This window comes from Pseudomonas fluorescens (genome assembly GCF_001648775.1).
GTDB classification, from domain to species: domain Bacteria; phylum Pseudomonadota; class Gammaproteobacteria; order Pseudomonadales; family Pseudomonadaceae; genus Aquipseudomonas; species Aquipseudomonas fluorescens_M.
The window spans coordinates 459,366-483,669 of sequence record NZ_LVEJ01000001.1; the positions used below are offsets into that span (position 1 = coordinate 459,366).

General features: G+C 57.9%; 22 protein-coding genes. 11 read left to right on the forward strand and 11 right to left on the reverse strand.

Annotation, left to right across the window (positions count from 1 at the left end):
• Positions 1–165 precede the first annotated feature (165 nt).
• The 3 genes from A8O26_RS02115 to A8O26_RS02125 all read left to right on the forward strand — a co-directional run bounded on the left by A8O26_RS02115 (position 166) and on the right by A8O26_RS02125 (position 4,176).
• A complete protein-coding gene (locus tag A8O26_RS02115; RefSeq protein WP_064116546.1) occupies positions 166–672 on the forward strand; it encodes a sigma-70 family RNA polymerase sigma factor in 507 nt (168 codons plus the stop codon).
• Positions 672–1,619, forward strand: a complete 948-nt coding sequence (locus A8O26_RS02120) for a FecR domain-containing protein (protein ID WP_064116547.1) — start codon at positions 672–674, stop codon at positions 1,617–1,619. Before A8O26_RS02115 ends, A8O26_RS02120 begins: the two co-directional genes overlap by 1 nt.
• Before the next feature lie 121 nt (positions 1,620–1,740).
• Positions 1,741–4,176, forward strand: a complete 2,436-nt coding sequence (locus A8O26_RS02125) for a TonB-dependent siderophore receptor (protein ID WP_064116548.1) — start codon at positions 1,741–1,743, stop codon at positions 4,174–4,176.
• 43 nt (positions 4,177–4,219) lie between these two features.
• On the opposite strand, the gene mnmE is transcribed toward A8O26_RS02125, so the two are convergent.
• The 5 genes from mnmE to rpmH all read right to left on the reverse strand — a co-directional run bounded on the left by mnmE (position 4,220) and on the right by rpmH (position 8,142).
• Positions 4,220–5,590, reverse strand: a complete 1,371-nt coding sequence (mnmE, locus tag A8O26_RS02130) for a tRNA uridine-5-carboxymethylaminomethyl(34) synthesis GTPase MnmE (RefSeq protein WP_064116549.1) — start codon at positions 5,588–5,590, stop codon at positions 4,220–4,222.
• 79 nt (positions 5,591–5,669) lie between these two features.
• Positions 5,670–7,349 carry a membrane protein insertase YidC gene (gene yidC / locus A8O26_RS02135; protein ID WP_064116550.1) on the reverse strand — a complete coding sequence of 560 codons (1,680 nt, stop codon included), beginning with the start codon at positions 7,347–7,349 and terminating at the stop codon, positions 5,670–5,672.
• A 2-nt stretch (positions 7,350–7,351) separates the two neighbouring features.
• The gene (gene yidD / locus A8O26_RS29245; protein WP_003213574.1) at positions 7,352–7,597 is read right to left on the reverse strand and encodes a membrane protein insertion efficiency factor YidD; all 246 of its coding nucleotides are present in this window, start codon (positions 7,595–7,597) and stop codon (positions 7,352–7,354) included.
• Positions 7,590–7,991: a ribonuclease P protein component gene (gene rnpA, locus A8O26_RS02140; RefSeq protein ID WP_042704971.1), complete on the reverse strand. Its 402-nt coding sequence runs from the start codon at positions 7,989–7,991 to the stop codon at positions 7,590–7,592. Before rnpA ends, yidD begins: the two co-directional genes overlap by 8 nt.
• Before the next feature lie 16 nt (positions 7,992–8,007).
• Positions 8,008–8,142: a 50S ribosomal protein L34 gene (gene rpmH / locus A8O26_RS29250; RefSeq protein ID WP_003213577.1), complete on the reverse strand. Its 135-nt coding sequence runs from the start codon at positions 8,140–8,142 to the stop codon at positions 8,008–8,010.
• Positions 8,143–8,708: 566 nt separating this feature from the next.
• Here rpmH and dnaA point away from each other — a divergent pair.
• The 4 genes from dnaA to gyrB are packed head-to-tail and all read left to right on the forward strand — an operon-like array spanning position 8,709 to position 14,919.
• On the forward strand, positions 8,709–10,235 hold the full coding sequence (dnaA, locus tag A8O26_RS02145) for a chromosomal replication initiator protein DnaA (protein ID WP_064116551.1): 1,527 nt from the start codon (positions 8,709–8,711) through the stop codon (positions 10,233–10,235).
• Positions 10,236–10,274: 39 nt separating this feature from the next.
• Positions 10,275–11,378: a DNA polymerase III subunit beta gene (dnaN, locus tag A8O26_RS02150; RefSeq protein WP_007911887.1), complete on the forward strand. Its 1,104-nt coding sequence runs from the start codon at positions 10,275–10,277 to the stop codon at positions 11,376–11,378.
• 14 nt (positions 11,379–11,392) lie between these two features.
• The gene (gene recF / locus A8O26_RS02155) at positions 11,393–12,496 is read left to right on the forward strand and encodes a DNA replication/repair protein RecF (protein ID WP_003220208.1); all 1,104 of its coding nucleotides are present in this window, start codon (positions 11,393–11,395) and stop codon (positions 12,494–12,496) included.
• Between the two features lie 5 nt (positions 12,497–12,501).
• Positions 12,502–14,919: a DNA topoisomerase (ATP-hydrolyzing) subunit B gene (gyrB, locus tag A8O26_RS02160; protein ID WP_008084382.1), complete on the forward strand. Its 2,418-nt coding sequence runs from the start codon at positions 12,502–12,504 to the stop codon at positions 14,917–14,919.
• A 133-nt stretch (positions 14,920–15,052) separates the two neighbouring features.
• On the opposite strand, the gene A8O26_RS02165 is transcribed toward gyrB, so the two are convergent.
• Positions 15,053–15,772 (reverse strand): response regulator transcription factor, encoded by a 720-nt coding sequence (locus A8O26_RS02165; protein WP_064116552.1) that lies wholly within the window; start codon positions 15,770–15,772, stop codon positions 15,053–15,055.
• A gap of 184 nt (positions 15,773–15,956) precedes the next feature.
• On the opposite strand from A8O26_RS02165, the gene A8O26_RS02170 reads away from it, so the two are divergent.
• Entirely contained in the window at positions 15,957–17,489 is a 1,533-nt protein-coding gene (locus tag A8O26_RS02170) for a sensor histidine kinase (protein ID WP_064116553.1), read from the forward strand.
• A 168-nt stretch (positions 17,490–17,657) separates the two neighbouring features.
• Here A8O26_RS02170 and A8O26_RS02175 read toward each other — a convergent pair whose 3' ends face one another.
• From A8O26_RS02175 to glyQ, 4 genes are all read right to left on the reverse strand, one after another.
• Positions 17,658–18,437: a lysophospholipid acyltransferase family protein gene (locus A8O26_RS02175; protein WP_064116554.1), complete on the reverse strand. Its 780-nt coding sequence runs from the start codon at positions 18,435–18,437 to the stop codon at positions 17,658–17,660.
• An 83-nt stretch (positions 18,438–18,520) separates the two neighbouring features.
• On the reverse strand, positions 18,521–19,060 hold the full coding sequence (gene gmhB, locus A8O26_RS02180) for a D-glycero-beta-D-manno-heptose 1,7-bisphosphate 7-phosphatase (protein WP_172828103.1): 540 nt from the start codon (positions 19,058–19,060) through the stop codon (positions 18,521–18,523).
• Positions 19,061–19,064: 4 nt separating this feature from the next.
• On the reverse strand, positions 19,065–21,119 hold the full coding sequence (glyS, locus tag A8O26_RS02185) for a glycine--tRNA ligase subunit beta (RefSeq protein ID WP_064116556.1): 2,055 nt from the start codon (positions 21,117–21,119) through the stop codon (positions 19,065–19,067).
• On the reverse strand, positions 21,116–22,069 hold the full coding sequence (gene glyQ, locus A8O26_RS02190; protein ID WP_025112261.1) for a glycine--tRNA ligase subunit alpha: 954 nt from the start codon (positions 22,067–22,069) through the stop codon (positions 21,116–21,118). Before glyQ ends, glyS begins: the two co-directional genes overlap by 4 nt.
• Positions 22,070–22,150: 81 nt before the next feature.
• On the opposite strand from glyQ, the gene A8O26_RS02195 reads away from it, so the two are divergent.
• The 3 genes from A8O26_RS02195 (at position 22,151) to A8O26_RS02205 (ending at position 23,959) form a co-directional block, all read left to right on the forward strand.
• The gene (locus A8O26_RS02195) at positions 22,151–22,708 is read left to right on the forward strand and encodes a DNA-3-methyladenine glycosylase I (RefSeq protein WP_064116557.1); all 558 of its coding nucleotides are present in this window, start codon (positions 22,151–22,153) and stop codon (positions 22,706–22,708) included.
• 40 nt (positions 22,709–22,748) lie between these two features.
• Entirely contained in the window at positions 22,749–23,636 is an 888-nt protein-coding gene (locus A8O26_RS02200) for a lysophospholipid acyltransferase (protein WP_064116558.1), read from the forward strand.
• An 83-nt stretch (positions 23,637–23,719) separates the two neighbouring features.
• Positions 23,720–23,959 carry a PilZ domain-containing protein gene (locus tag A8O26_RS02205; protein WP_064116559.1) on the forward strand — a complete coding sequence of 80 codons (240 nt, stop codon included), beginning with the start codon at positions 23,720–23,722 and terminating at the stop codon, positions 23,957–23,959.
• A 1-nt stretch (position 23,960) separates the two neighbouring features.
• On the opposite strand, the gene A8O26_RS02210 is transcribed toward A8O26_RS02205, so the two are convergent.
• Positions 23,961–24,275, reverse strand: coding sequence for a tetratricopeptide repeat protein (locus tag A8O26_RS02210; RefSeq protein WP_064116560.1), 315 nt, complete (start codon positions 24,273–24,275; stop codon positions 23,961–23,963).
• Positions 24,276–24,304: the final 29 nt, after the last annotated feature.

Sequence of the window (24,304 nt, forward strand, 5' to 3'; positions counted from 1 at the left end):
AATCCACAGAAATTCGACCAGACGGCTTTTTCGAGGCGCAAAAAAAACGCCACCGAGGGATCAGTGACGATCATGAAGCCGATAGAGGGATGTGAAAGGGCTATTGTGAGAGAACGTAACAGAGGCTAATAATAGCCATTATCATTAACTCGTCAGTTTCTCCTTATGTCCCTACCCGCCCATCACGCTGCGATCGAGCAAATCTACGAGCAACACCATTCGTGGCTATATGGATGGCTGAAGGGCAAATTGCATGACGCCTGCGATGCGGCCGATGTCGCGCATGACACCTTTGTGCGGATTCTGGTGGCACGCAACGCCGCGCAGATTCGCGAACCGCGTGATTACCTGGCGACCATTGCACGCGGCCTGGTCATTGATCGTTATCGACGACAGGCCATCGAAGTCGCCTACTTGCAGACTTTGGCTACTCGACCAGAAGCCACCGCCATCAGCGAAGAAGACAAGGCGCTGATCATCGAAACCCTGTTCGCTGTCGATAAAGCCTTGGCCAGTCTCGGCACGCGAACCCAGCAAATCTTCATGCTTTCGCAGATCGACGGCCTGACTTATCAACAGATCGCCGCGCAGTTGAAGGTATCGCTGACCACCGTGAAGAAGCACATGGTCCGCGCTCTGACGGAATGTGCCCTGATCATGGCGCAGCGGTGATGGCCATCGCACCGAACCGCAAGGTTTTTGAAGCCGCCGCCAGTTGGTACGTGCAGTTTCAGGCCGATCCGCCGACGCTCGCGGAACAGAAAGCCTGGCAACTGTGGATAGATAGCGATCCAGCGCATATGGCAGCATGGAACCAGATGGACCAACTGCAGCGCCATCTCGGCACCCTGCCGCAGGACCTGAAACGTCGCGCGCTGAATACCGGCCAGCAACGGCGTCAGGTGCTGAAGCTGTTGCTGCTCGCGACCGGTACAGGTTTGCTGGGCTGGAATGTTCAGCAACACACATCCCTGGGGAATGTCTGGGCTGACTATAGAACCGGCGTTGGTCAGCGTCGCACCATCAGCTTGGCTGATGGCAGTCAGATCCAGCTCAATACCGACACGGCCATCGATGTGTCTTTCGACGCCGCGCAGCGACTGATTCGGCTGCGTTCAGGTGAGATCCTCATTCAAACCGGCAAGCTTGGCGATCAACGACCGCTTTTTGTTGAAACCCGCGATGGCCGCATTCAAGCGTTGGGTACCCGTTTTTCTGTGCATCAGCTGTCGGGCGTAACGCGGGTTGGCGTGCTGGAAGACCGGGTCAGCGTTCAGCCAGCTGATTTGCCAGCCGCCGCAGTTATTTTGAGCGCGGGTGAAGGCGCGGACTTCGACAGTCGGCATATCGGGCTCATTCATCCCTTCAAATCCTCGGCAGTCGCGTGGACCAACGGCCAACTTATCGTGCTCGATGCGCGGCTGGGCGAGGTGATCGAAGAGTTGGGGCGTTATCGCAGCGGCGTTTTACATTGCGACGAGCGCGCTCGGGATCTAAGAGTCTCCGGCACTTTTCGGCTTGATTCCACAGATGCTGTATTGGCCAATCTCCAGGCATCGCTGCCAATCAACGTGCGTTATTTCACCCGTTACTGGGTGTCGATCAGCCACGTCGCCTGAGCGAAAAAACACCTGGGGAAAAATAAATCGAAAACAGGGTTATCTTTTTTTGCCCTGACCCGGCCCTACAGGTAATCGCGATAAACGCGGCTCTTCGCCACCTTCAGGGCTTATTCCACACATGCGTCTTCCCATGTTCCGTCAGCGTTTTTCCCACCACTGCATTGCCTACAGCTTGCTGATGACCAGCGCCGCGTCCTGCCTGGTGATTAGCCATAACGCTGTCGCTGCATCAGTAGCCCAGCGTTATGCCATCGCCGCCGGCCCGCTGGATAATGCGCTGAGCCAGTTCGCCTCCGCCGCCAACGTGATTCTGTCGTTCTCTCCGCAACAGACCAGCCGCTTGCGTAGCACCGGGCTAAACGGCAGCTTCACCGTCGAACAAGGCTTCGCCCAACTGCTGCAAGGTTCGGGGTTGCAAGCCGTGCCGCAGGCCCCGGGCAGTTACATTCTGCAGGCGCTACCCAATGGTGACTCGCTGGAACTGGCCCCGACCAACATCAATGGTGAGTTGGCCAATCCGATGAACCTCGATTACGCCGCCGACGTCGGTTACAAGGCGCAAAACAGCCGGATCGGTACGAAAACCAGCACACCGTTGTCGGAAACGCCGCGCTCGGTGTCAGTCGTAACCGCGCAAAGAATGAAAGATCAGAAATCTCAGACACTCACCGAAGTACTCGGCTACGTGCCGGGGATCTTCGCCCCACCGTTTGCCGCCGGCGACAGTCTGGCCGGGGACCTGTTCTACATACGCGGTTTCAACGCCACCGATTATGGCTACGGTCTGTTGCGCGATGGACTACGCGTCCAGGGCAATCGGTATGACACCAGCACCGAGCCCTACGGACTGGAGCGCGTCGAGATTTTCCGTGGCCCGTCCTCGCTGCTCTATGGGGAAAACGCGCCGGGCGGTCTGGTCAATCTGGTGAGCAAACGGCCCACCGCTGCACCGCAAGGCGAAGTGCAACTGGGCTATGGCTCGAACAATCGTCGGCAGATCGGCGTCGATGTGTCGGGGCCACTCAACGACGGCGGCAACATTCTCGGGCGCGTAGTGATGCTCGGGCGCAAGTCCGACACCCAGACCGATCACGTCCCGGATGACCGCCTCTACATCGCCCCTTCGCTGACCCTGAATTTTGACGATTTCAACACCCTGACCCTGCTGGCCAACTACCAGAAGGATCACACCAACATGGAACTTGGCCTGCCGGCCGCCGGGACTTTGCTGACAAACCCCAACGGCAAATTATCCAAAGGCACCATGCTCGGCGACCCGGACTGGAACACGTTCGAACGGGAAACCTGGAGCAGCGGTTACGAGTTCAGCCACTCATTCAATGATGATTGGCAGTTCCGGCAGAACTCGCGCTATATGCAGTCGCGCATTACCCGCCATGAAACCTGGCCGGGCAACCTCAACAATGCCGGTTTCGGCACGCGCCTGAACATGACCGCCTACGATCGCTTCAACAAGTCGATGGTCTATTCGCTGGATAACCAACTGGAAGGCAAATTCCAGGTTGGCGGTCTGGAAAACACCGTGCTGTTCGGCGCCAGCTACGACCGCACCTCGTTCAATCAAGACTGGAATGCCGGCATCGTCGGACCGATCGATATCTATAACCCAGTTTACCTGCGCGATCCCACCACCCCGATCGCGGTACAAAACACCTTGCTCGAGCAGCAGATGAAAGGCGTTTATGCACAGATCCAGAGCAAGTATGACCATTGGCTGTTCCTGCTCGGCGGCCGTCAGGACTGGGTCGACAGTGATTTTCGCGACAAGGTGGCCAAGGGCAGCAACATCAGTTCCGAGGACAAGAAGTTCACCTATCAGGGCGGCGTGATGTACCAGTTCGACAACGGTATGACGCCGTATGTCAGCTACTCCACCTCGTTCGTCCCGGTGCAGCAGATTTCCAATGCCGGTACGCCACTCGACCCGATCACCAGCAGCCAATATGAAGTGGGCCTGAAGTACGAACCGCTCGGTTGGGACACAGCGTTCACGGCGTCGGTGTATGACCTTCGCAAAAAGGACGACACCTACTTCGACGCCACCACATCGAGCTATCGCCAAGTGGGCGAGAGCCGCTCCAAAGGTGTGGAACTGGAGCTCAACAGCAACCTGACCCAGAACCTCAACGTCACGGCGGCCTACACCTACACCGACGCGCGAATCACCAAGGATGCCGCGACGTCATTGGTCAAAGGCCATCAAATAACGGGCGTGCCGCGTAATCAGGCTTCGGTCTGGGCGAAATACCGTTTCCTCGATGGCGACTTGAAAGGTTTGTACGTGGGTGGCGGTGTGCGTTATTTCGACAGTGCCTTCGCTTACACCTCGCCTTCTCTCTACGGGAAGCTGGATGCCGGCGACGTCACCTTGGTGGATGCGGCCATTGGTTATCAGATCGATACGCACTGGAGCGTCGACCTGAATGCGAAGAACCTGTTCGACAAAGAATATGTGTCGGGTTGCAACGATGCGGGTCGTTGCTACTGGGGTGAGGATCGCACCCTGCTCGGTACGGTTTCCTACAACTGGTAAAACGAAAAAGGGGCTGTGGATAAATTGTCCACAGCCCCTTTTGTCATTTGCCGATACAGAAACTGGAAAAGATTCGTCCCAACAGATCATCAGAGCTGAAAGCCCCGGTTATTTCGCCGAGAGAATGCTGAGCCTGGCGCAAATCCTCGGCCAGCAACTCCCCAGCGCCAGCCAATGTCAGCTGAGCGCGGCCGTGCTCCAACGCTGCACTGGCGTGACGCAAAGCTTCCAGATGCCGGCGACGCGCGCTGAAACTGCTTTCCGACGTCTGCTCATAACCCATGCAGGCCTTGAGATGATCGCGCAGCAGATCCAGGCCTTCACCAGCCGACCTGGCGCTGAGACTGATCGTCACGTGGCCGTCTTCACTGGTTTCCAGGGCAATCGCTTCGCCGGTCAGATCGGCTTTGTTGCGAATCAGGGTAACTTTTGCCGGATCCGGACGGGTTTCGAGAAACTCCGGCCACAACGCAAACGGGTCGAGTGCTTCCGGTGCAGTCGCATCGACAACCAACAACACTCGATCGGCTTCACCAATGGCCTTCAATGCCCGCTCAACACCGATCTTTTCAACATGATCGTCGGTATCGCGCAGCCCTGCAGTATCGACAACGTGCAGCGGCATGCCGTCAATGTGGATATGTTCACGCAGGATATCGCGGGTGGTGCCGGCGATCTCTGTCACGATGGCCGCTTCGCGACCGGCCAATGCATTCAACAGGCTGGACTTGCCGGCATTCGGGCGACCGGCAATCACCACGGTCATGCCGTCGCGCAACAACGCACCTTGCCCGGCTTCACGCAGTACTGTGGATAACTCGTCGCGCACCTTGTCGAGCATGTTCAGCACGTGGCCATCGGCGAGGAAGTCGATTTCTTCTTCCGGGAAGTCGATGGCGGCTTCGACATAGATGCGCAGACCGATCAACTGTTCGGTCAAGTTATGCACACGCTGGGAAAACGCGCCTTGCAATGAACGCAATGCATTGCGCGCAGCCTGTGCAGAACTGGCTTCGATCAAATCGGCAATTGCCTCGGCCTGGGCCAGGTCGAGTTTGTCATTGAGGAAAGCGCGTTCGCTGAATTCACCTGGACGGGCCAAGCGGCAACCCAATTCCAGGCAACGCTTGAGCAACATGTCCAGAACGATCGGGCCGCCGTGGCCCTGCAATTCCAGCACGTCTTCACCGGTGAACGAGTTTGGCCCCGGGAAATACAGCGCCAGACCTTCATCGAGCACTTGCTGGTCGTCAGTGAAAAACGGCCCGTAATGGGCGTAACGCGGTTTCAGTTCGCGGCCGCTGATGGCTTTTGCCGCAACGCTGGCCAACGGCCCGGAAATACGGACGATGCCCACACCACCGCGGCCTTGAGCGGTGGCGACGGCGGCGATGGTTTCACGAGATACGCTCATTAACCGGAATCCAGACAAAAATGACAGATAGCAAAACGCCCCACTAGGGGGCGTTTTGAGTGGTTATCCACAGTGTAAATCAAGCGGCTGCTTTGGTAGCCCGTTCGATTTTACGCGTGATGTACCACTGTTGGGTGATAGACAGGCAGTTGTTCACAACCCAGTACAGCACCAGACCCGCCGGGAACCACAGGAAGAAGAAGGTGAAGATGATTGGCATCATTTTCATGACCTTCGCCTGCATCGGATCCGGTGGAGTCGGGTTCAGCTGCTGCTGGATGAACATGGTTGCGCCCATGATGATCGGCAGAATGAAGAACGGATCCTTGATCGACAGGTCAGTGATCCACAGCATGAACGGTGCCTGGCGCATTTCCACGCTTTCCAGCAGAACCCAGTACAACGAAAGGAAAACCGGCATCTGCACGAGGATCGGCAAGCAGCCGCCCAGCGGATTGATCTTCTCTTTCTTGTACAGCTCCATCATGGCTTGCGACATTTTCTGCCGGTCATCGCCATGTTGCTCTTTCAGAGCAGCCAGTTTCGGTGCAACGGCACGCATGCGCGCCATCGATTTGTAGCTGGCAGCCGACAGAGGGAAGAACAGACCCTTGATCAGCATGGTCAGGAAGATGATCGACCAGCCCCAGTTACCGACAATGGCGTGGATGTGTTGCAGCAGCCAGAAAATCGGCTGGGCAATGAACCACAGAATGCCGTAGTCGACGGTCAGTTCCAGACCTGGGGACAACTCTTTCAGCACAGCCTGGCTTTTTGGACCGGCGTACAACACAGCGCTGGTTTCAACTTTGGCACCTGGAGCAGCGGTCAGTGTAGGACCGGTGTAACCGATGATGTAGTTGCCTTTGCTGTCCTTGCGGGTCTGGACGACATTGTTTTCGCCCTTCGCCGGAATCCACGCGGTCACGAAGTAGTGTTGCAGCCAGGCTACCCAACCACCGGTGACGGTTTCTTTCAGTTGCGCCTTGTCCATGTCCTTCATGGACACTTTCTTGTACGGCTCCGAACTTGTCCACAGGGCAGCGCCCAGGTAAGTCGCGGTGCCAGTAGCGGTTGTGGACGAAGGATCAGCGCTGTTATCGCGCTTCAACTGAGCGAACATCGCGCCATTCCAGGGCTGAGCGCTCTGGTTATCCACAAGGTAGGAAACGGTTACGTCGTACAAGCCGCGTTTCAGGGTGAAACGCTTGATGTAATTGACGCCGTCCTTGCTGAACTTCAGGTCTACGACCAGTTGGTCCTGACCGTCAGCCAGTTGATAAGTCTTCTTCTCCGAGGAGTAAACCGGACGACCGGCCGGGTTTGCATCCGGGCCATTGGTGCCGATCAGACCGCTTTGTGCCAGATAAACACGTTCGCCGCCATTATCGAACAGCTGGAACGGCACATCAGGACGATCCTGACGACGCGGATACAGAGGCAAGGTCAGTTGAGCAACGTCACCACCCTGTGGATCGATTGCCAGATCGAGCACGTCGGTTTTGATCTGGATCAGATCCTTGCTGGCGGCTACCGGAGTTTCGGCAGGTGCGCTGGTATCGCTAGCGGCGCGCGGAATATCGTCACTGGCGGCAGCAGTATTGCCAGTGGCGGTGTCCGGCAAACCGGATGTAGTCGTACTGGAAGCAACATTCTGAGTCGGCAGGGCAGCCTGACCATAGTCCTGGTTCCATTTAAGGACCATAACGTAGGCCACGATTGCCAGGGCGACGATCAGGATCGTGCGTTTGATATCCATGATTACTCGGCCATCGAAGAAGAACGGGAGGTAGGGATAGGTGGAACCGGGTCATAACCACCGGGATTCCACGGATGACAGCGACCTAAACGACGAAAGGTCAGCCAGCCACCGCGCAGAAGGCCATGATTTTCGATGGCTTCTAACGCGTAGCAGGAACAGCTGGGGTAGAAACGACAGTGATTGGCCATCAAAGGACTGATGGCATAGCGATAAAACTGGATCGGAACGAGGGCCAGTTTACGCATCTGGACTGTCTACCCCTACAGTTTCGGTTTTGACTTCTGGAACGGGCTTGCTGCGTGCCAGACGCTTCCAGAGCTTGCCGAAATGCTGAATCAATTCGGGGTTTTCTACATCGCCCAGACCTTTGCGCGCGACGATAACGATGTCCCAGCCGACCAGTGAATCCTGGTGCAGACGGAACGATTCGCGCATCAAACGTTTGAGGCGATTGCGCTCAACGGAGAGCTTTACGCTCTTTTTCCCGATAACCAGCCCGAGACGGGGGTGATCAAGATCGTTGTTGCGTGCAAGGAGCAGGAGATTTTTCCCCGGAACCTTGCCGGTAGGGGAGTCAAAGACTGCCTTGAAATGCCGGGGGGTAAGCAGACGCTTTTCCCGACTGAAGTCCTGACTCACCTCCAGTACCGGATTATCAAACTGCCAGACGCGCACGACCTTTGGCGCGACGACGCGACAGGACTGCGCGGCCGTTCTTGGTAGCCATGCGAGCACGGAAACCGTGGGTACGAGCGCGTTTGATAGTGCTTGGTTGGAAAGTACGTTTCATGTCGTGTTACCTGGTTCGTCCACAACGGGCCGGAATGGCCCCCGTTTTAAGAGACCGGGGATTCTAGAGAAAGCAAGCCTTCAGGTCAATTTCCAACCAACGTTTCCTTATAAATAGATCTCGAGAGCAATTTCTCCCGATCACCTGTTCGCCATACATAAAAATAAAGAAGGGAATTATTTAAAGCTTTTCTGTAAAGCTTATAAAAGCTAGGCCGGCCTTCATCTGTGGATAAGTGCCATGAGCCCTTGTTTGACCTGATGTACAGAGAATGACAACTACAGTGGAAAACCGTGGTCAGCCTGTGCTGCGCTATCGGATAACCTGTGTGTGGAAAGGCCTGTTATCCACAGGCAGGTTATCCACCGAGTTTCGCCCCCACTTGTCCAATGCCCTCAGAGGCGGTTATCCACAGAGCTTATTCACACGCCGTTGGTCGCCTTTTTTCGTTTTAACGCATTGATAAATCATGGTCAGTGAGTCACCCGCATGTGGATAAGTGGACGGCTCGCCGCTACAATGGCCGCTTGTTTTTGCCTCACCGGCTTTCAACTTAGGGGATATCCGTGTCAGTGGAACTTTGGCAGCAGTGCGTGGAGCTTTTGCGCGAAGAGCTGCCTGCCCAACAATTCAACACCTGGATCCGTCCACTACAGGTCGAAGCCGAAGGCGACGAGTTGCGCGTCTACGCACCGAACCGTTTTGTGCTGGACTGGGTCAACGAAAAGTACCTGGGTCGCGTCCTTGAACTGCTGGATGAGCATGGCAACGGCATGGCGCCGGCGCTCTCCTTATTAATAGGCAGCAAACGCAGTTCGGCTCCGCGCGCCGCACCGAACGCCCCGCTGGCCGCCGCACAGGTTTCCCACGCGCAGGCAAATGCCTCATCTGCGAATGCGCCAGCACCTGCTCAGACGCAGGCCCCGGCGGCGAAGCGTTCGACGCAAAAAAGCCCCGAAGTCAGCGATGAGCCATCGCGTGACAGCTTCGATCCGATGTCCGGCGCTGCGTCGCAACAAGCGCCGGTTCGTGCAGAACAGCGCTCCGTGCAGGTTGAAGGCGCGCTCAAGCACACCAGTTACCTGAACCGCACCTTTACCTTCGAAAACTTCGTCGAAGGTAAATCCAACCAGCTCGCCCGCGCGGCGGCCTGGCAAGTGGCGGACAACCCCAAGCATGGCTATAACCCACTGTTCCTTTATGGTGGCGTCGGTCTGGGTAAAACCCACTTGATGCACGCGGTGGGTAACCACCTATTAAAGAAGAACCCGAATGCCAAGGTCGTGTACCTGCATTCCGAGCGTTTCGTGGCCGACATGGTCAAGGCGCTCCAACTGAACGCGATCAACGAGTTCAAGCGTTTCTACCGCTCGGTGGATGCTTTGCTGATCGATGACATTCAGTTCTTCGCCCGCAAAGAGCGCTCGCAGGAAGAGTTTTTCCACACCTTCAACGCTCTGCTTGAAGGTGGTCAGCAGGTCATTCTCACCAGTGACCGCTACCCGAAAGAAATCGAAGGCCTGGAAGAGCGCCTAAAATCCCGCTTCGGCTGGGGCCTGACGGTTGCCGTCGAGCCGCCGGAGCTGGAAACCCGCGTGGCGATCTTGATGAAGAAGGCCGATCAGGCCAAAGTCGATTTGCCGCATGACGCCGCGTTCTTCATTGCCCAACGCATTCGCTCCAACGTCCGTGAGCTGGAAGGCGCGCTGAAACGCGTGATCGCCCACTCGCACTTCATGGGCCGCGACATCACCATCGAGCTGATTCGCGAATCCCTGAAAGACCTGTTGGCGTTGCAGGACAAACTGGTCTCTGTGGATAACATTCAGCGCACCGTCGCCGAGTACTACAAGATCAAGATCTCGGATCTGCTGTCCAAGCGCCGTTCGCGCTCGGTCGCACGTCCACGTCAGGTAGCCATGGCGTTGTCCAAGGAACTGACCAACCATAGCCTGCCGGAAATCGGCGATGTGTTTGGCGGCCGCGATCACACCACCGTGTTGCACGCCTGCCGCAAGATCAACGAACTTAAGGAATCCGACGCGGACATCCGCGAGGACTACAAGAACCTGCTGCGTACACTGACCACTTGATGAACACCAGCGCAGCTTATTAAGGCAAGGGACTAGACCATGCATTTCACCATTCAACGCGAAGCCCTGTTGAAACCCCTGCAACTGGTCGCAGGCGTCGTCGAGCGTCGACAGACCTTGCCGGTACTGTCCAACGTGCTGTTGGTAGTCGAAGGCCAGCAACTGTCGCTGACCGGTACCGACCTTGAGGTCGAACTGGTCGGTCGTGTGCAACTCGAAGAGCCGGCTGAAACAGGCTCCATCACCGTGCCTGCGCGCAAGCTGATGGATATCTGCAAAAGCCTGCCCAACGATGCGCTGATCGACATCAAGGTTGATGAGCAGAAGCTGGTCGTCAAGGCTGGCCGTAGCCGTTTCACCCTGTCGACTCTGCCGGCCAATGATTTTCCGACTGTTGAAGAAGGTCCGGGCTCGCTGACCTGCAGCCTTGAGCAAAGCAAACTGCGTCGTTTGATCGAGCGCACCAGTTTCGCCATGGCTCAGCAGGACGTGCGTTATTACCTCAACGGCATGCTGCTGGAAGTGTCCGAAGGCATCATTCGCGCTGTGGCCACTGACGGTCACCGTCTGGCCATGTGCTCGATGAAAGCCGATATCGGCCAGCCGGATCGTCATCAGGTGATCGTGCCGCGCAAAGGTATTCTTGAACTGGCACGTCTGCTCACCGAGCCGGACGGCAATGTCAGCATCGTCCTGGGTCAACACCACATCCGCGCCACCACCGGCGAATTCACCTTCACCTCGAAACTGGTCGACGGCAAATTCCCGGACTACGAGCGCGTGCTGCCGAAGGGCGGCGACAAGCTGGTACTCGGCGATCGCCAGGCGCTGCGTGAAGCGTTCAGCCGCACCGCGATTCTGTCCAACGAGAAGTACCGTGGTATCCGCCTGCAACTGGCCAGCGGTCAGTTGAAGATCCAGGCCAACAACCCGGAGCAGGAAGAAGCGGAAGAAGAAGTGGGCGTTGAATACAACGGCGGCTCCCTGGAAATCGGCTTCAACGTCAGCTACCTGCTCGACGTGCTGGGCGTGATGACCACCGAGCAGGTTCGTCTGATCCTGTCCGACTCCAACAGCAGTGCGCTGGTGCAAGAGTCCGACAACGACGATTCGGCTTACGTTGTCATGCCGATGCGTCTGTAATCAGCTGACCCTGGATGTCCTTAAGTCGTGTTTCGGTCACCGCGGTGCGCAACCTGCACCCGGTGACCTTCTCCCCCTCCCCCCGCATCAACATTCTTTACGGCGCCAACGGCAGCGGCAAAACCAGTGTTCTGGAAGCCATTCATCTGCTGGGGCTTGCCCGTTCGTTTCGTAGCACGCGGCTGTTGCCGGTCATCCAGTACGAGCAACTCGCCTGCACCGTGTTTGGTCAGGTCGAATTGGCCGAGGGTGGCCACAGCGCGTTGGGCATCTCGCGTGATCGTCAGGGCGAGTTCCAGATCCGCATCGACGGCCAGAACGCCCGCAGTGCCGCGCAACTGGCAGAGATCCTGCCGCTGCAGTTGATCAACCCTGACAGCTTTCGCTTGCTCGAAGGTGCGCCAAAGATTCGCCGGCAGTTTCTCGATTGGGGTGTGTTCCATGTCGAGCCGCGGTTCATGGCCACTTGGCAGCGTTTGCAGAAGGCCTTGCGCCAGAGAAACTCCTGGCTGCGGCATGGTACACTTGACGCCGTTTCGCAAGCGGTTTGGGACAGGGAACTGTGCCAGGCCAGCGCTGAAATCGATGAATACCGCCGCGCTTACATCAAGGCCTTGAAACCAGTCTTTGAACAAACCTTGAGCGAACTGGTTGAGCTCGAAGGTTTGACGCTCAGCTATTACCGAGGCTGGGACAAAGACCGGGAATTGAGCGCCGTACTGGCCGGTTCCGTGCAACGGGATCAGCAAATGGGTCATACCCAGGCCGGACCGCAACGAGCTGATTTGCGTCTTAGATTGGGCGCACACAACGCCGCGGACATTTTGTCCCGGGGTCAGCAGAAGCTGGTGGTCTGTGCACTGCGGATTGCCCAAGGGCATCTGGTCAGCCAGGCCCGCCGCGGTCAGTGTATTTATCTGGTCGATGACTTGCCGTCCGAGCTGGACGAGAGCCACCGTCGCGCGCTGTGCCGCTTGCTGGAAGACTTACGCTGCCAGGTGTTCATCACCTGTGTAGATCACGAATTATTGAGGGAAGGCTGGCAGACGGAAACGCCAGTCGCTTTGTTCCACGTGGAACAGGGCCGTATCACCCAGACCCACGACCATCGGGAGTGAAGGCATTGAGCGAAGAAAATACGTACGACTCAACGAGCATTAAAGTGCTGAAAGGCCTGGATGCCGTACGCAAACGTCCCGGTATGTACATTGGTGACACCGACGATGGCAGCGGTCTGCACCACATGGTGTTCGAAGTGGTCGACAACTCGATCGACGAAGCCCTCGCCGGCCACTGCGACGACATCAGCATCATCATCCACCCGGATGAGTCCATCACCGTTAAAGACAACGGTCGTGGCATCCCGGTAGACGTGCACAAAGAGGAAGGCGTTTCCGCAGCCGAGGTCATCATGACCGTCCTCCACGCTGGCGGTAAGTTCGACGACAACTCCTACAAAGTATCCGGCGGTCTGCACGGTGTAGGTGTGTCGGTAGTGAACGCCCTGTCCGAAGAGCTGGTACTGACCGTTCGCCGCAGTGGCAAGATCTGGGAACAGACCTACGTCCACGGCGTGCCTCAGGCACCGATGGCCATCGTTGGCGACAGCGAAACCACTGGTACCCAGATTCACTTCAAGCCTTCGGCTGACACCTTCAAGAATATCCACTTCAGCTGGGACATCCTGGCCAAGCGTATTCGTGAACTGTCCTTCCTCAACTCCGGTGTCGGCATCGTCCTCAAGGATGAGCGCAGCGGCAAGGAAGAGCTGTTCAAGTACGAAGGCGGCTTGCGTGCGTTCGTTGAATACCTGAACACCAACAAGACTGCGGTCAACCAGGTGTTCCACTTCAACATCCAGCGTGAAGACGGCATTGGCGTGGAAATCGCCCTGCAGTGGAACGACAGCTTCAACGAGAACCTGTTGTGCTTCACCAACAACATTCCGCAGCGCGACGGCGGTACTCACCTGGTGGGCTTCCGTTCGGCACTGACGCGTAACCTGAACACCTACATCGAAGCCGAAGGCCTGGCGAAGAAGCACAAAGTCGCCACCACCGGTGACGATGCGCGCGAAGGCCTGACCGCGATCATCTCGGTGAAAGTGCCGGATCCGAAGTTCAGCTCGCAGACCAAAGACAAACTGGTCTCTTCCGAAGTGAAGACCGCGGTCGAACAGGAAATGGGCAAGTACTTCTCCGACTTCCTCCTGGAAAACCCGAACGAAGCCAAGCTGGTCGTCGGCAAGATGATCGACGCTGCGCGTGCCCGTGAAGCCGCGCGCAAGGCCCGTGAGATGACTCGCCGCAAAGGCGCGCTGGACATCGCCGGCCTGCCGGGCAAGCTCGCTGACTGCCAGGAAAAAGACCCGGCACTGTCCGAACTGTACCTGGTGGAAGGTGACTCCGCGGGCGGCTCTGCCAAGCAGGGACGTAACCGCAAGACCCAGGCGATCCTGCCGTTGAAGGGCAAGATCCTCAACGTCGAGAAAGCCCGTTTCGACAAGATGATCTCGTCCCAGGAAGTGGGCACCTTGATCACCGCACTGGGCTGCGGTATCGGTCGCGACGAGTACAACATCGACAAGTTGCGTTATCACAACATCATCATCATGACCGATGCTGACGTCGACGGTTCGCACATCCGTACCCTGCTGCTGACCTTCTTCTTCCGTCAGTTGCCGGAGCTGATCGAGCGTGGCTACATCTACATCGCCCAGCCGCCGCTGTACAAGGTCAAGAAAGGCAAGCAAGAGCAATACATCAAAGACGACGACGCCATGGAAGAGTACATGACGCAGTCGGCCCTGGAAGATGCGAGCCTGCACCTGAACGAAGAAGCCCCGGGCATTTCCGGTGAAGCGCTAGAGCGTCTGGTGAATGACTTCCGCATGGTGATGAAGACCCTCAAGCGTCTGTCGCGCCTGTATCCACAGGAACTGACCGAGCACTTCATCTACCTGCCGGCCGTGAGCCTGGAAAAGCTTGGCGACCACGCCGCGATGCAAGAGTGGCTGGCCCAGTACGAAGCGCGTTTGCGTACCGTGGAAAAATCCGGTCTGGTCTACAAGGCCAGCCTGCGTGAAGATCGTGAACGTGGCGTGTGGCTGCCAGAGGTCGAACTGATCTCCCACGGCCTGTCGAACTACGTCACTTTCAACCGCGACTTCTTCGGCAGCAACGACTACAAAACCGTGGTTACCCTCGGCGCTCAATTGAGCACCCTGCTCGACGAAGGCGCGTACATCCAGCGTGGCGAGCGTAAGAAAGCGGTCACCGAGTTCAAGGAAGCACTGGACTGGCTGATGGCTGAAAGCACCAAGCGCCATACCATTCAGCGATACAAAGGTCTGGGCGAAATGAACCCGGATCAGCTGTGGGAAACCACCATGGACCCAAGCGTGCGCCGCATGCTGAAAGTCACCATCGAAGACGCCATTGGCGCAGACCAGATCTTCAACACCCTAATGGGTGATGCGGTCGAACCTCGCCGTGACTTCATCGAGAGCAATGCGTTGGCGGTTTCGAACCTGGATTTCTGATCCGGGTTTGCGTCAAACAAAAAGGCCAACGCATTGCGTTGGCCTTTTTATTGGCGGATCAAAAGATCGCAGCCTGCGGCAGCTCCTACAGAGATCGATGTAGGAGCTGCCGCAGGCTGCGATCTTTTGATCTTTACTCGGGCGCTGCCGCCACACTCTCCAACCGATACCCATACCCATAAATCGTCAACAGCTGCCAACCCCGATCCGCCGTCAGCCCGAGCTTGTTCCGCAACCGATAGATATGCGTATCCAGCGGTCGCGATGACGCCATCTCCTCATGCGGCCAGAACCGCTCATACAGATAATCCCGCGACAACGGCCGACCCAGGTTGCTGAACAAACACCGTGCCAGTCGATACTCGCGTTCGGTCATGACAATCGGTTTGCCCTCGCGAGTGACGGTCAGTTCAGCGTCATCAAACGTCAAATCATTAAAGCTCAGCACCTCAGTAGCAGTCGCGCGTTGCTGGCTATGCCGACGCAACACCGCCGCCACTCGCGCTTTCAACTCATTCGGCCGAAACGGCTTGCTCACATAATCATCAGCCCCGGCATTCAGTGCCTGAACAATATCGCTCTCACCATCGCGACTGGTCAGCATGATCGCTGCCGGTGGCGCTTCCATGTGTTCGCGGGTCCAGCGCAGCAGCGCCAGGCCGGTGAGGTCGGGCAGTTGCCAGTCGAGGATCAGCAGGTCGAAGGTTTCCCGGCGCAGTTGGCGCAGCAGGTCCTCACCGCGTTCGAAGCTGTGCAGCGACCACGGCTGATCACCGGCATCGGCCATCTGTTGCAGGGTTTGCTCGACCCGGCGCAGTTCGGCGGGTTCATCGTCCAGTATCGCAACGCGCATACGCGGTTATTCCTTGATGCTTGGGCTGTTGGGCATGAACCATAGTCGCTGCGCCAACGCTATGAAAGTAAGCGGCCCGTCATGGGACGACGTCCGCTATGATTCTTCGGGTCTACGTCCTCAGACCTGTGACCTATGAATCCATTCGCCGCGCCCTGCCCTTTTTCCCGTGAATCCTCCTTCCATGAATAACGAACGTCGGCGTGAAAGCCGTGAGCCAAGTCAGGTTCAGCGATTGTTTCGACGGCTGGTCCGTGAGTGGGTGTGGATAAGTCTAGTGCTGTTGCCGCTGACTGCATTGTTGTCTTATCGCGCGCAGATCAATCTGCACGATGCCTCGCCAGTGTTGAGTGCCGCGCTCTCGGTGGTATTGGTCGCCTGTGTGCTAGGTCTGCTGCTGTGGCGTCCGCGTCTGGCGCTGTGGATAACGCTGGTGGGTATCGCCTGTGTATTGCTGAGCAGCGCCGGGCTTGCGGAAATCAGACGCTGGTGGTCGCCGACGCCGGCAGCGCTGGGCATGCTGTTTGGTTACCTGATCTGGAACTGGCGGCGCCTGAGCGTTGTGTTGACTTATTTTGGCTGGGAGTTGGCGCGACTCGATCGTGAGCCAAAGGTGTTTCCCGAACGCCGCCGCGCACAATTCACCGGTGCTGATCGTTTGCAGGGCCAGATCATGGCGCTCGAACAAGCGATGAGCCGCACCCGCGATACCCGACGGTTCATTGCTGATGGTCTGGAATATTTACCGGTGGCGACGCTGATCAGTGACCCGAGCGGAAAGATCCTGCTGGGCAACCGCAAGGCCCGTAACCTTTTCGAAAAGCCGTTGGTGGGCGACGATGTGCTCGATCAGTTGGCACAACTCGGCTACCCCGATTTGTCCACAACCCCGCGCCCACTGATGTCAGCCTTGCCGCTGCTGGAGTTTCGCGATCACAAGGAGCGCAGCTTGCGCCTTGAGCGTGCGGCGTTGTTGCCGGTGGATGGCGATACGCCGATTGGCTGGCTGCTGAGCCTTACTGACCTCAGTGCCGAACGCGCTGCCGAAGAGCAACGCAGCGTGTTGTTACGCTTTCTGTCCCACGACTTGCGTGCGCCGCATTCGGCCATTCTGGCGTTGCTCGATGTGCATCGTCATCAGGCTGAAGCGGATGCGCCATTGTTTGAGCAGATTGAACGGCAGGTGCGCCGGGCGCTCTCGCTGACCGACGGCTTCGTCTTGTTGGCGCGGGCCGAATCGGAGGCCTACCAGTTTCAGCCGAGCCTGTTTGCGATGCTCGTGCTCGACGTGCTCGATCAGGCACTGCCGATCGCGCAACAAAAAGGTATCGAGTTGCTCCACGACATGGATGAGCAGTCTCAGGAACGCCTTGTTTTAGCGGATCAGGGCCTGCTGACCCGTGCGCTGTTCAATCTGTTGGAGAACGCGATCAAATACAGCGGCGCCAATACCACGGTTCGCCTTAATGTTCGTTGCCATGAAGAATGGCTGCGCTGCGAACTGACCGATCAGGGTAAAGGCATCGCCGCCGAAGAGTTGCCCGACCTGTTCAGCCAGTACCGACGTTTTTCCTCCGCCCAAGGCATCGATGGCGTGGGCCTGGGCTTGTCGATGGTCAAAGCGGTCATCGATCATCATGGCGGCAAAATCGACTGCGAAAGCGTTGTCGATCAAGGCACCAGTTTCCGGCTCGAGTTACCGCTGATTGCCGAGTAAACAGGCACAAAAAAACCGGCTATATCAGCCGGTTTTTTTACTTCCTAAAAAAACTTATGCACCTTTTACGGTGTTTTATGAGCTTGAGAAATATATAGATAAATCAATAACTTACTTCCAATATTCAAGCTTTTTCAAGCAAACCGTACACAGGTTATCCACAAAATCTCAGACAGCGATCTGATCATTCGCAGCCGGTGCCTGCGGAGCCGGTGGCAGCGAGCCCATTTCGCGCTGAGTCTTCTCGTTCCAGGCTTGCACGCGGTCGTTCAGATCAGCGATGGCGCGCGGGCCTGTGCCTTCGGCGTACATCGGTTCACCGATGACCACAGTGATCACCCCAGACTTCTTGCCCCAGCCGATTTTCGGCCAGAATTTGCCGGCATTGTGTGCAATCGGCAGCACCGGAAGCGCCGCATTCACCGCCAATGCACTGCCACTGCGGGAGAACTTGCCGACAGTGCCAAACGGAACACGCGTACCTTCCGGGAAGATCAGCACCCAGACGTTATCTTTGAGCAGTTCATCACCCTTGGCCGCGACTTGTTTCAGCGCCGCTTTCGGGTTGTCGCGATCAATCGCGATTGGCCGCAGCATGGCCATTGCCCAGCCGAAGAACGGCACGTACAGCAGTTCGCGTTTGAGCACCTGGCTCAACGGCGAGAAATAAGCGGAGAGAAAGAATGTCTCCCAGGTGCTCTGGTGGTTCGATTGAATCACGCAGGGCCGGTCAGGCACGTTTTGCGCACCTTTGATTTCGTAACGGATACCGAGGAACACCTTGGTCAACCACAAGGCGCAACGGCACCAGTACACGTTGATAAAACGATAACGCGCCTTGAATGGCAAAAACGGCGCGATAAAAAAACTCAAGCTGCACCACAGCAGGGAAGTGGTGCCCAGCAGCAGGTAAAAGAGAAAAATCCTGATGGCCCGCAGTATCGACATAGTGACGTTTACCGTTACGGGGCAATGCCCGACTGTTCAAGCGCACTCCCGATCAATCCCTGGTCAGGAACTTCAGAAGTACTCTAGTTGTGGATAAGTTCTGCGGCAATCGCCGCCAGATCGTCAAAAATCAGAGTGCCAACCGGCAGGGTTTTGCCCTGAGTCTTTGCGCCTTTTCCGGTCTTTACCAAAACTGGCTGTGAATCGACGGCTTTGGCGGCCTCCAGGTCACCAAGGCTGTCACCGACGAACCAGACATTGGTCAGGTCGACGTCGTAATGCGCGGCGATGGTTTTCAACATCCCCGGTTTCGGCTTGCGGCAATCGCAGCCTTCGTCCGGGCCATGCGGGCAATACACGATCAGCCCGACTTCACCGCCCTGCTCCGCGACAAGCTCGCGCAAGCGCGCGTGCATGGCATCGAGGGTGGCGAGGTCGTAATAGCCGCGAGCAATGCCCGACTGGTTGGTGGCCACCGCCACCGTCCAGCCGGCCTTGCTCAACTGCGCAATCGCTTCGATCGAGCCCGGCAACGGAATCCACTCCGCCACTGACTTGATGTAAGCGTCGGAGTCGTAATTGATCACTCCGTCCCGATCGAGAATCAGCAGTTTCAACAGCAATCCCTCAACCCAGCAGCGAAATGTCGGCAACACCCAGGAACAGACCACGCAGACGCGCCAGCAGCGCGTAACGGTTGGCCCGCACATTGGCGTCGTCGGCATTGACCATTACCGCGTCAAAGAACGCATCCACCGGCTCACGCAATGCCGCCAGGCGTGCCAGCGATTCGTTGTACTGACGCGCCGCAGCCATCGGCTGTACCGCCTGATCCGCTTGCTGAATCGCCGAGTACAGCGAGAACTCGTTGGCGTTGTCGAAGTACTTGGCTTGGACTTCGGTCGGTACCGCGCCTTCGAGTTTGCTCAACAGGTTCGATACACGCTTGTTCACCGCCGCCAGCGCTGCCGCTTCCGGCAGTTTGCGGAATGCCTGAACCGCTTGCACACGCTGATCGAAGTCCAGCGCCGAACCCGGCTTCAGGGCACGTACCGACAGGTAAGTAGCGACTTCAACGCCTTCGTCTTCATAACGCGCACGCAGACGGTCGAAGATGAATTCCAGCACGGACTCGTTGAGGCCGGCAGCCTTGACCTTGGCACCGAACGCATTCACGGCGAAAGCCACAGCGTCGTTGAGGTCGAGGTCGAGTTTCTTCTCGATGAGGATACGCAGCACGCCGAGTGCCGCACGGCGCAGGGCGTACGGGTCTTTGCTGCCGGTTGGCAGCATGCCGATACCGAAGATACCGACCAGCGTGTCGAGCTTGTCAGCGATCGCGACGGCCGCACCGGTCAGGGTGGCTGGCAGTTCAGCACCGGCACCGCGTGGCATGTATTGCTCGTTGAGCGCCAACGCGACGTCTTCCGGCTCGCCATCATTGAGGGCGTAGTAGTAACCGGCGACACCTTGCATCTCCGGGAACTCGCCGACCATTTCGGTGGCCAGGTCGCACTTCGACAGCAGGCCTGCACGGGCAGCCCACGAAGCGTTGCCGCCAATGCGTGCGGCGATGTATGCGGCCAGCTTGGAAACGCGCTCGGCCTTGTCGTAGACGCTGCCGAGTTTTTCCTGGAACACCACGTTCTTCAGGCGATCATTGAAAGCTTCGAGCTTCTGCTTCTTGTCTTGCTTGAAGAAGAACTCGGCGTCGGTCAGACGTGGGCGAACCACTTTCTCGTTACCGGCGATGATCTGCTGCGGGTCTTTGCTTTCGATGTTGGCCACAGTGATGAAACGTGGCAGCAACTTGCCGTCGGCATCCAGCAGGCAGAAATACTTCTGGTTGTCCTGCATGGTGGTGATCAGCGCTTCCTGCGGCACGTCGAGGAAGCGTTCCTCGAACGAGCACACCAGCGGCACCGGCCATTCAACCAGTGCGGTCACTTCGTCGAGCAGCGCCGGCGGAACGATTGCCGTGCCTTCCTGACGGGTGGCCAGCTCTTCGGTGCGCTTGCTGATGATCTCGCGACGCTCGTTGGCGTCGGCCAGCACGTAAGCGGCACGCAGGTCGGCGAGGTAGCTCGACGGCGAACCGATGCGCACGTTTTCCGGGTGATGGAAACGGTGACCACGGGAATCACGGCCAGCCTTCTGCGCGAGGATGGTGCAATCGATGACCTGGTCACCGAGCAGCATCACCAGCCATTGGGTCGGACGCACGAACTCTTCCTTGCGCGCACCCCAACGCATGCGTTTCGGGATCGGCAGGTCGTTCAGCGAGTCTTCGACGATGGTTGGCAGCAGGCTTGCGGTCGGCTTGCCGGCGATGCTTTGGCTGTAGCGCAGTTTCGGGCCGCTCTGATCGATTTCGCTCAGATCAACGCCGCATTTCTTGGCGAAGCCCAAAGCTGCCTGAGTCGGATTGCCTTCAGCGTCGAACGCGGCCTGACGTGGCGGGCCGTCGAGGTTGATGCTGCGATCCGGTTGCTGGGTGGCCAGCGCAGTGATCAGCACAGCCAGACGACGTGGCGCGGCGTAGACGGTTTTGCTTTCGTAGCTCAGGCCAGCGGCTTGCAGGCCCTTGTCGATACCGGCGAGGAACGCCTCAGCCAAGGTGTTCAGGGCTTTCGGTGGCAGTTCTTCGGTGCCCAGTTCAACCAGAAAATCTTGCGCACTCATTGTGCTGCCTCCAGCTTGGCCAGTACTTCGTCACGCAGGTCCGGGGTCGCCATCGGGAAGCCCAGCTTGGCGCGCGCCAGCAGGTAGGCTTGCGCAACGGAACGCGCCAGGGTGCGTACGCGCAGAATGTATTGCTGACGCGCGGTCACCGAGATCGCCCGGCGCGCATCCAGCAGGTTGAAGGTGTGCGACGCCTTCAACACCATTTCGTAGCTCGGCAACGGCAGCGGCTGGTCGAGTTCGATCAGGCGCTTGGCTTCGCTTTCATAGAAGTCGAACAGTTCGAACAGCTTGTCGACGTTGGCGTGTTCGAAGTTGTAAGTGGACTGCTCCACCTCGTTCTGGTGGAACACGTCGCCGTAGGTGACTTTGCCCATCGGGCCGTCAGCCCAGACCAGGTCGTAGACCGAATCCACGCCTTGCAGGTACATGGCCAGACGCTCGAGACCGTAAGTGATCTCGCCGGTCACCGGGTAGCACTCGATGCCGCCCGCCTGCTGGAAGTAAGTGAACTGAGTCACTTCCATGCCGTTCAGCCAGACTTCCCAGCCCAGACCCCAGGCGCCGAGGGTCGGCGATTCCCAGTTGTCTTCGACGAAGCGAATGTCGTGAACCAGTGGATCGAGGCCGACATGCTTGAGCGAGCCCAGGTACAGTTCCTGGAAATTGTCCGGGTTCGGCTTCAGGACCACCTGGAACTGGTAGTAGTGCTGCAGACGGTTCGGGTTTTCGCCGTAACGGCCGTCAGTCGGACGGCGGCTTGGCTGCACGTAGGCGGCGTTCCAGGTTTCCGGGCCGATGGCACGGAGGAAGGTCGCGGTGTGGAAAGTGCCGGCGCCTACTTCCATATCGTAGGGCTGAAGTACCACGCAACCTTGCTCGGCCCAGTATTGCTGGAGCGCGAGGATCAAGTCTTGGAAGGTACGCACGGCTGGCGTAGGCTGGCTCACGAAATTCACCTGTTTCTTGGGCTGCGATTTAAAGAGCGGGAGTATACCCGATTCATTGCTGCGCACGCCCCCTGGAGCCTTATGCCACGCTGCTTTTGGTGTACCGAAGATCCGCTGTACATGGCTTATCACGACCAGGAGTGGGGCACGCCGCTACGCGATGCGCAGGGTTTGTTCGAGTTGCTTTTGCTCGAAGGGTTCCAGGCCGGGTTGTCCTGGATCACCGTGTTGCGCAAACGCGAGCGTTATCGCGAAGTGTTATTCGGCTTCGACGTACAGCGCGTAGCGCAGATGAGCGACGCCGAAATCGACGAGTTGATGCTCGATCCGGGGATCATCCGCAACCGCCTCAAACTCAACGCCGCCCGGCGTAACGCCCAAGCCTGGCTGGCGCTGGAGGATCCGGTGGCGTTCCTCTGGTCGTTCGTCAACGACCAACCGATCATCAATCATTTCAAGGATCGCAGCGAAGTCCCGGCGATCACCCCCGAAGCGCTGGCGATGAGCAAAGCCCTGAAAAAGGCCGGGTTCACGTTCGTCGGCCCGACCATTTGCTACGCGTTGATGCAGGCTTCGGGCATGGTCATGGACCACACCCGGGATTGCGACCGCTACGCGCAGCTCGCCAACGGCGGTTAGAATGGCCGCCTCGCGCACCGCACAAGATCAGGAGTGACCTGTGGAAAAGTTTAAAGGCGCCTTGCTGGTAGGCGCTCTGCGGCTGTTTGCCCTGCTGCCATGGCGGGCCGTGCAGGCCGTGGGTTCGGCGATCGGCTGGATCATGTGGAAAACCCCCAACCGCTCCCGCGACGTGGTGCGGATCAACCTCGCCAAATGTTTTCCACAGATGAATGCGGCCGAGCGTGAGCGTCTGGTCGGGCAGAGCCTGAAAGACATCGGCAAGTCGCTGACCGAAAGCGCCTGCGCGTGGATCTGGCCGGCGCAGCGCTCAATCGATCTGGTGCGCGAAGTCGAAGGCCTCGACGTGCTGAAAGACGCCTTGGCCTCGGGCAAAGGCGTGGTCGGCATCACCAGCCACCTCGGCAACTGGGAAGTGCTCAACCACTTCTATTGCAGCCAGTGCAAACCGATCATTTTCTATCGCCCGCCGAAGCTCAAGGCTGTGGATGAATTGCTGCGTAAACAGCGCGTGCAACTGGGCAACAAAGTCGCTGCTTCCACCAAGGAAGGCATCCTCAGCGTCATCAAGGAAGTGCGCAAAGGTGGTGCAGTGGGTATTCCTGCCGACCCGGAACCGGCCGAATCCGCCGGGATCTTCGTGCCGTTCTTCGCCACACAGGCACTGACCAGCAAATTCGTGCCGAACATGTTGGCGGGCGGTAAGGCAGTCGGCGTGTTCCTGCATGCGCTGCGCCTGCCCGACGGTTCTGGCTACAAAGTCATCCTCGAAGCGGCGCCGCAAGCCATGTACAGCACCGACACGGCTGAATCCTGTGCGGCGATGAGCAAAGTGGTTGAGCGTTACGTGGCGGCGTATCCGAGCCAGTACATGTGGAGCATGAAGCGCTTCAAGAAACGTCCGCCGGGCGAAGAGCGCTGGTACTGAGCTATTTAGATGTGATTGGCATGATCTGTGGATAACCTCTACTGGCGAGGTTATCCACAACCGTTCATTCAAGGGCGCAGCAGATGTCCGAACACCGCAAATCGTTTCGCATCAAGATCACCCACGACAGCTTCGGCGAATGCCTGGGGCAGACGCGCAACCTGTCGCCCACTGGCGTGTATGTCCAGCATCCGAGCCTGGCGTCGTTGCCCAAAGGTGCGGTGGTTTATGGCCAAGTGCAGGATTTACCCACAGGCGCGCCGCGTGTGCGGATGGAAGTGGTGACGGTGGACCCCGAAGGCATCGGCCTGCGTTATCTCTGATTCACTGCGCCTGACGATCGAGCTTCTTCAGAAACACCGTCATTTCCTTCTCGGCCTGCTTGTCGCCATGGGCGCGGGCCGCCTCCAGACCCTGTTCCCACGCATTACGCGCGGCGGCGTGATCGCCCTGCGCAAGTTGCGCCTTGCCTAACAGTTTCCACGCCGCCGAATACTTGGGATCGAAACCGACACAGCGCTGAAAATGCTCGGCAGCCTTGGCGTTTTCGCCAAGGTCCAGATAGCCCTTGCCCAGGCCGAAGCGCAGCAGGGAGTTATCCACACCCTTGGCGAGCATTTTTTCCAGGGATTCGAGCATTGGTGGATTCCTTTCTTGGGTGTCAGATG

Coding starts and splice junctions, on each gene's coding strand:
- A8O26_RS02115 (WP_064116546.1), top strand. CDS start 166: ATGTCCCTACCCGCCCATCACGCTGCGATCGAGCAAATCTACGAGCAA.
- A8O26_RS02120 (WP_064116547.1), top strand. CDS start 672: ATGGCCATCGCACCGAACCGCAAGGTTTTTGAAGCCGCCGCCAGTTGG.
- A8O26_RS02125 (WP_064116548.1), top strand. CDS start 1,741: ATGCGTCTTCCCATGTTCCGTCAGCGTTTTTCCCACCACTGCATTGCC.
- mnmE (WP_064116549.1), bottom strand. CDS start 5,590: ATGAGCGTATCTCGTGAAACCATCGCCGCCGTCGCCACCGCTCAAGGC.
- yidC (WP_064116550.1), bottom strand. CDS start 7,349: ATGGATATCAAACGCACGATCCTGATCGTCGCCCTGGCAATCGTGGCC.
- yidD (WP_003213574.1), bottom strand. CDS start 7,597: ATGCGTAAACTGGCCCTCGTTCCGATCCAGTTTTATCGCTATGCCATC.
- rpmH (WP_003213577.1), bottom strand. CDS start 8,142: ATGAAACGTACTTTCCAACCAAGCACTATCAAACGCGCTCGTACCCAC.
- dnaN (WP_007911887.1), top strand. CDS start 10,275: ATGCATTTCACCATTCAACGCGAAGCCCTGTTGAAACCCCTGCAACTG.
- recF (WP_003220208.1), top strand. CDS start 11,393: ATGTCCTTAAGTCGTGTTTCGGTCACCGCGGTGCGCAACCTGCACCCG.
- A8O26_RS02165 (WP_064116552.1), bottom strand. CDS start 15,772: ATGCGCGTTGCGATACTGGACGATGAACCCGCCGAACTGCGCCGGGTC.
- A8O26_RS02170 (WP_064116553.1), top strand. CDS start 15,957: ATGAATAACGAACGTCGGCGTGAAAGCCGTGAGCCAAGTCAGGTTCAG.
- A8O26_RS02175 (WP_064116554.1), bottom strand. CDS start 18,437: ATGTCGATACTGCGGGCCATCAGGATTTTTCTCTTTTACCTGCTGCTG.
- glyS (WP_064116556.1), bottom strand. CDS start 21,119: ATGAGTGCGCAAGATTTTCTGGTTGAACTGGGCACCGAAGAACTGCCA.
- A8O26_RS02195 (WP_064116557.1), top strand. CDS start 22,151: ATGCCACGCTGCTTTTGGTGTACCGAAGATCCGCTGTACATGGCTTAT.
- A8O26_RS02205 (WP_064116559.1), top strand. CDS start 23,720: ATGTCCGAACACCGCAAATCGTTTCGCATCAAGATCACCCACGACAGC.
- A8O26_RS02210 (WP_064116560.1), bottom strand. CDS start 24,275: ATGCTCGAATCCCTGGAAAAAATGCTCGCCAAGGGTGTGGATAACTCC.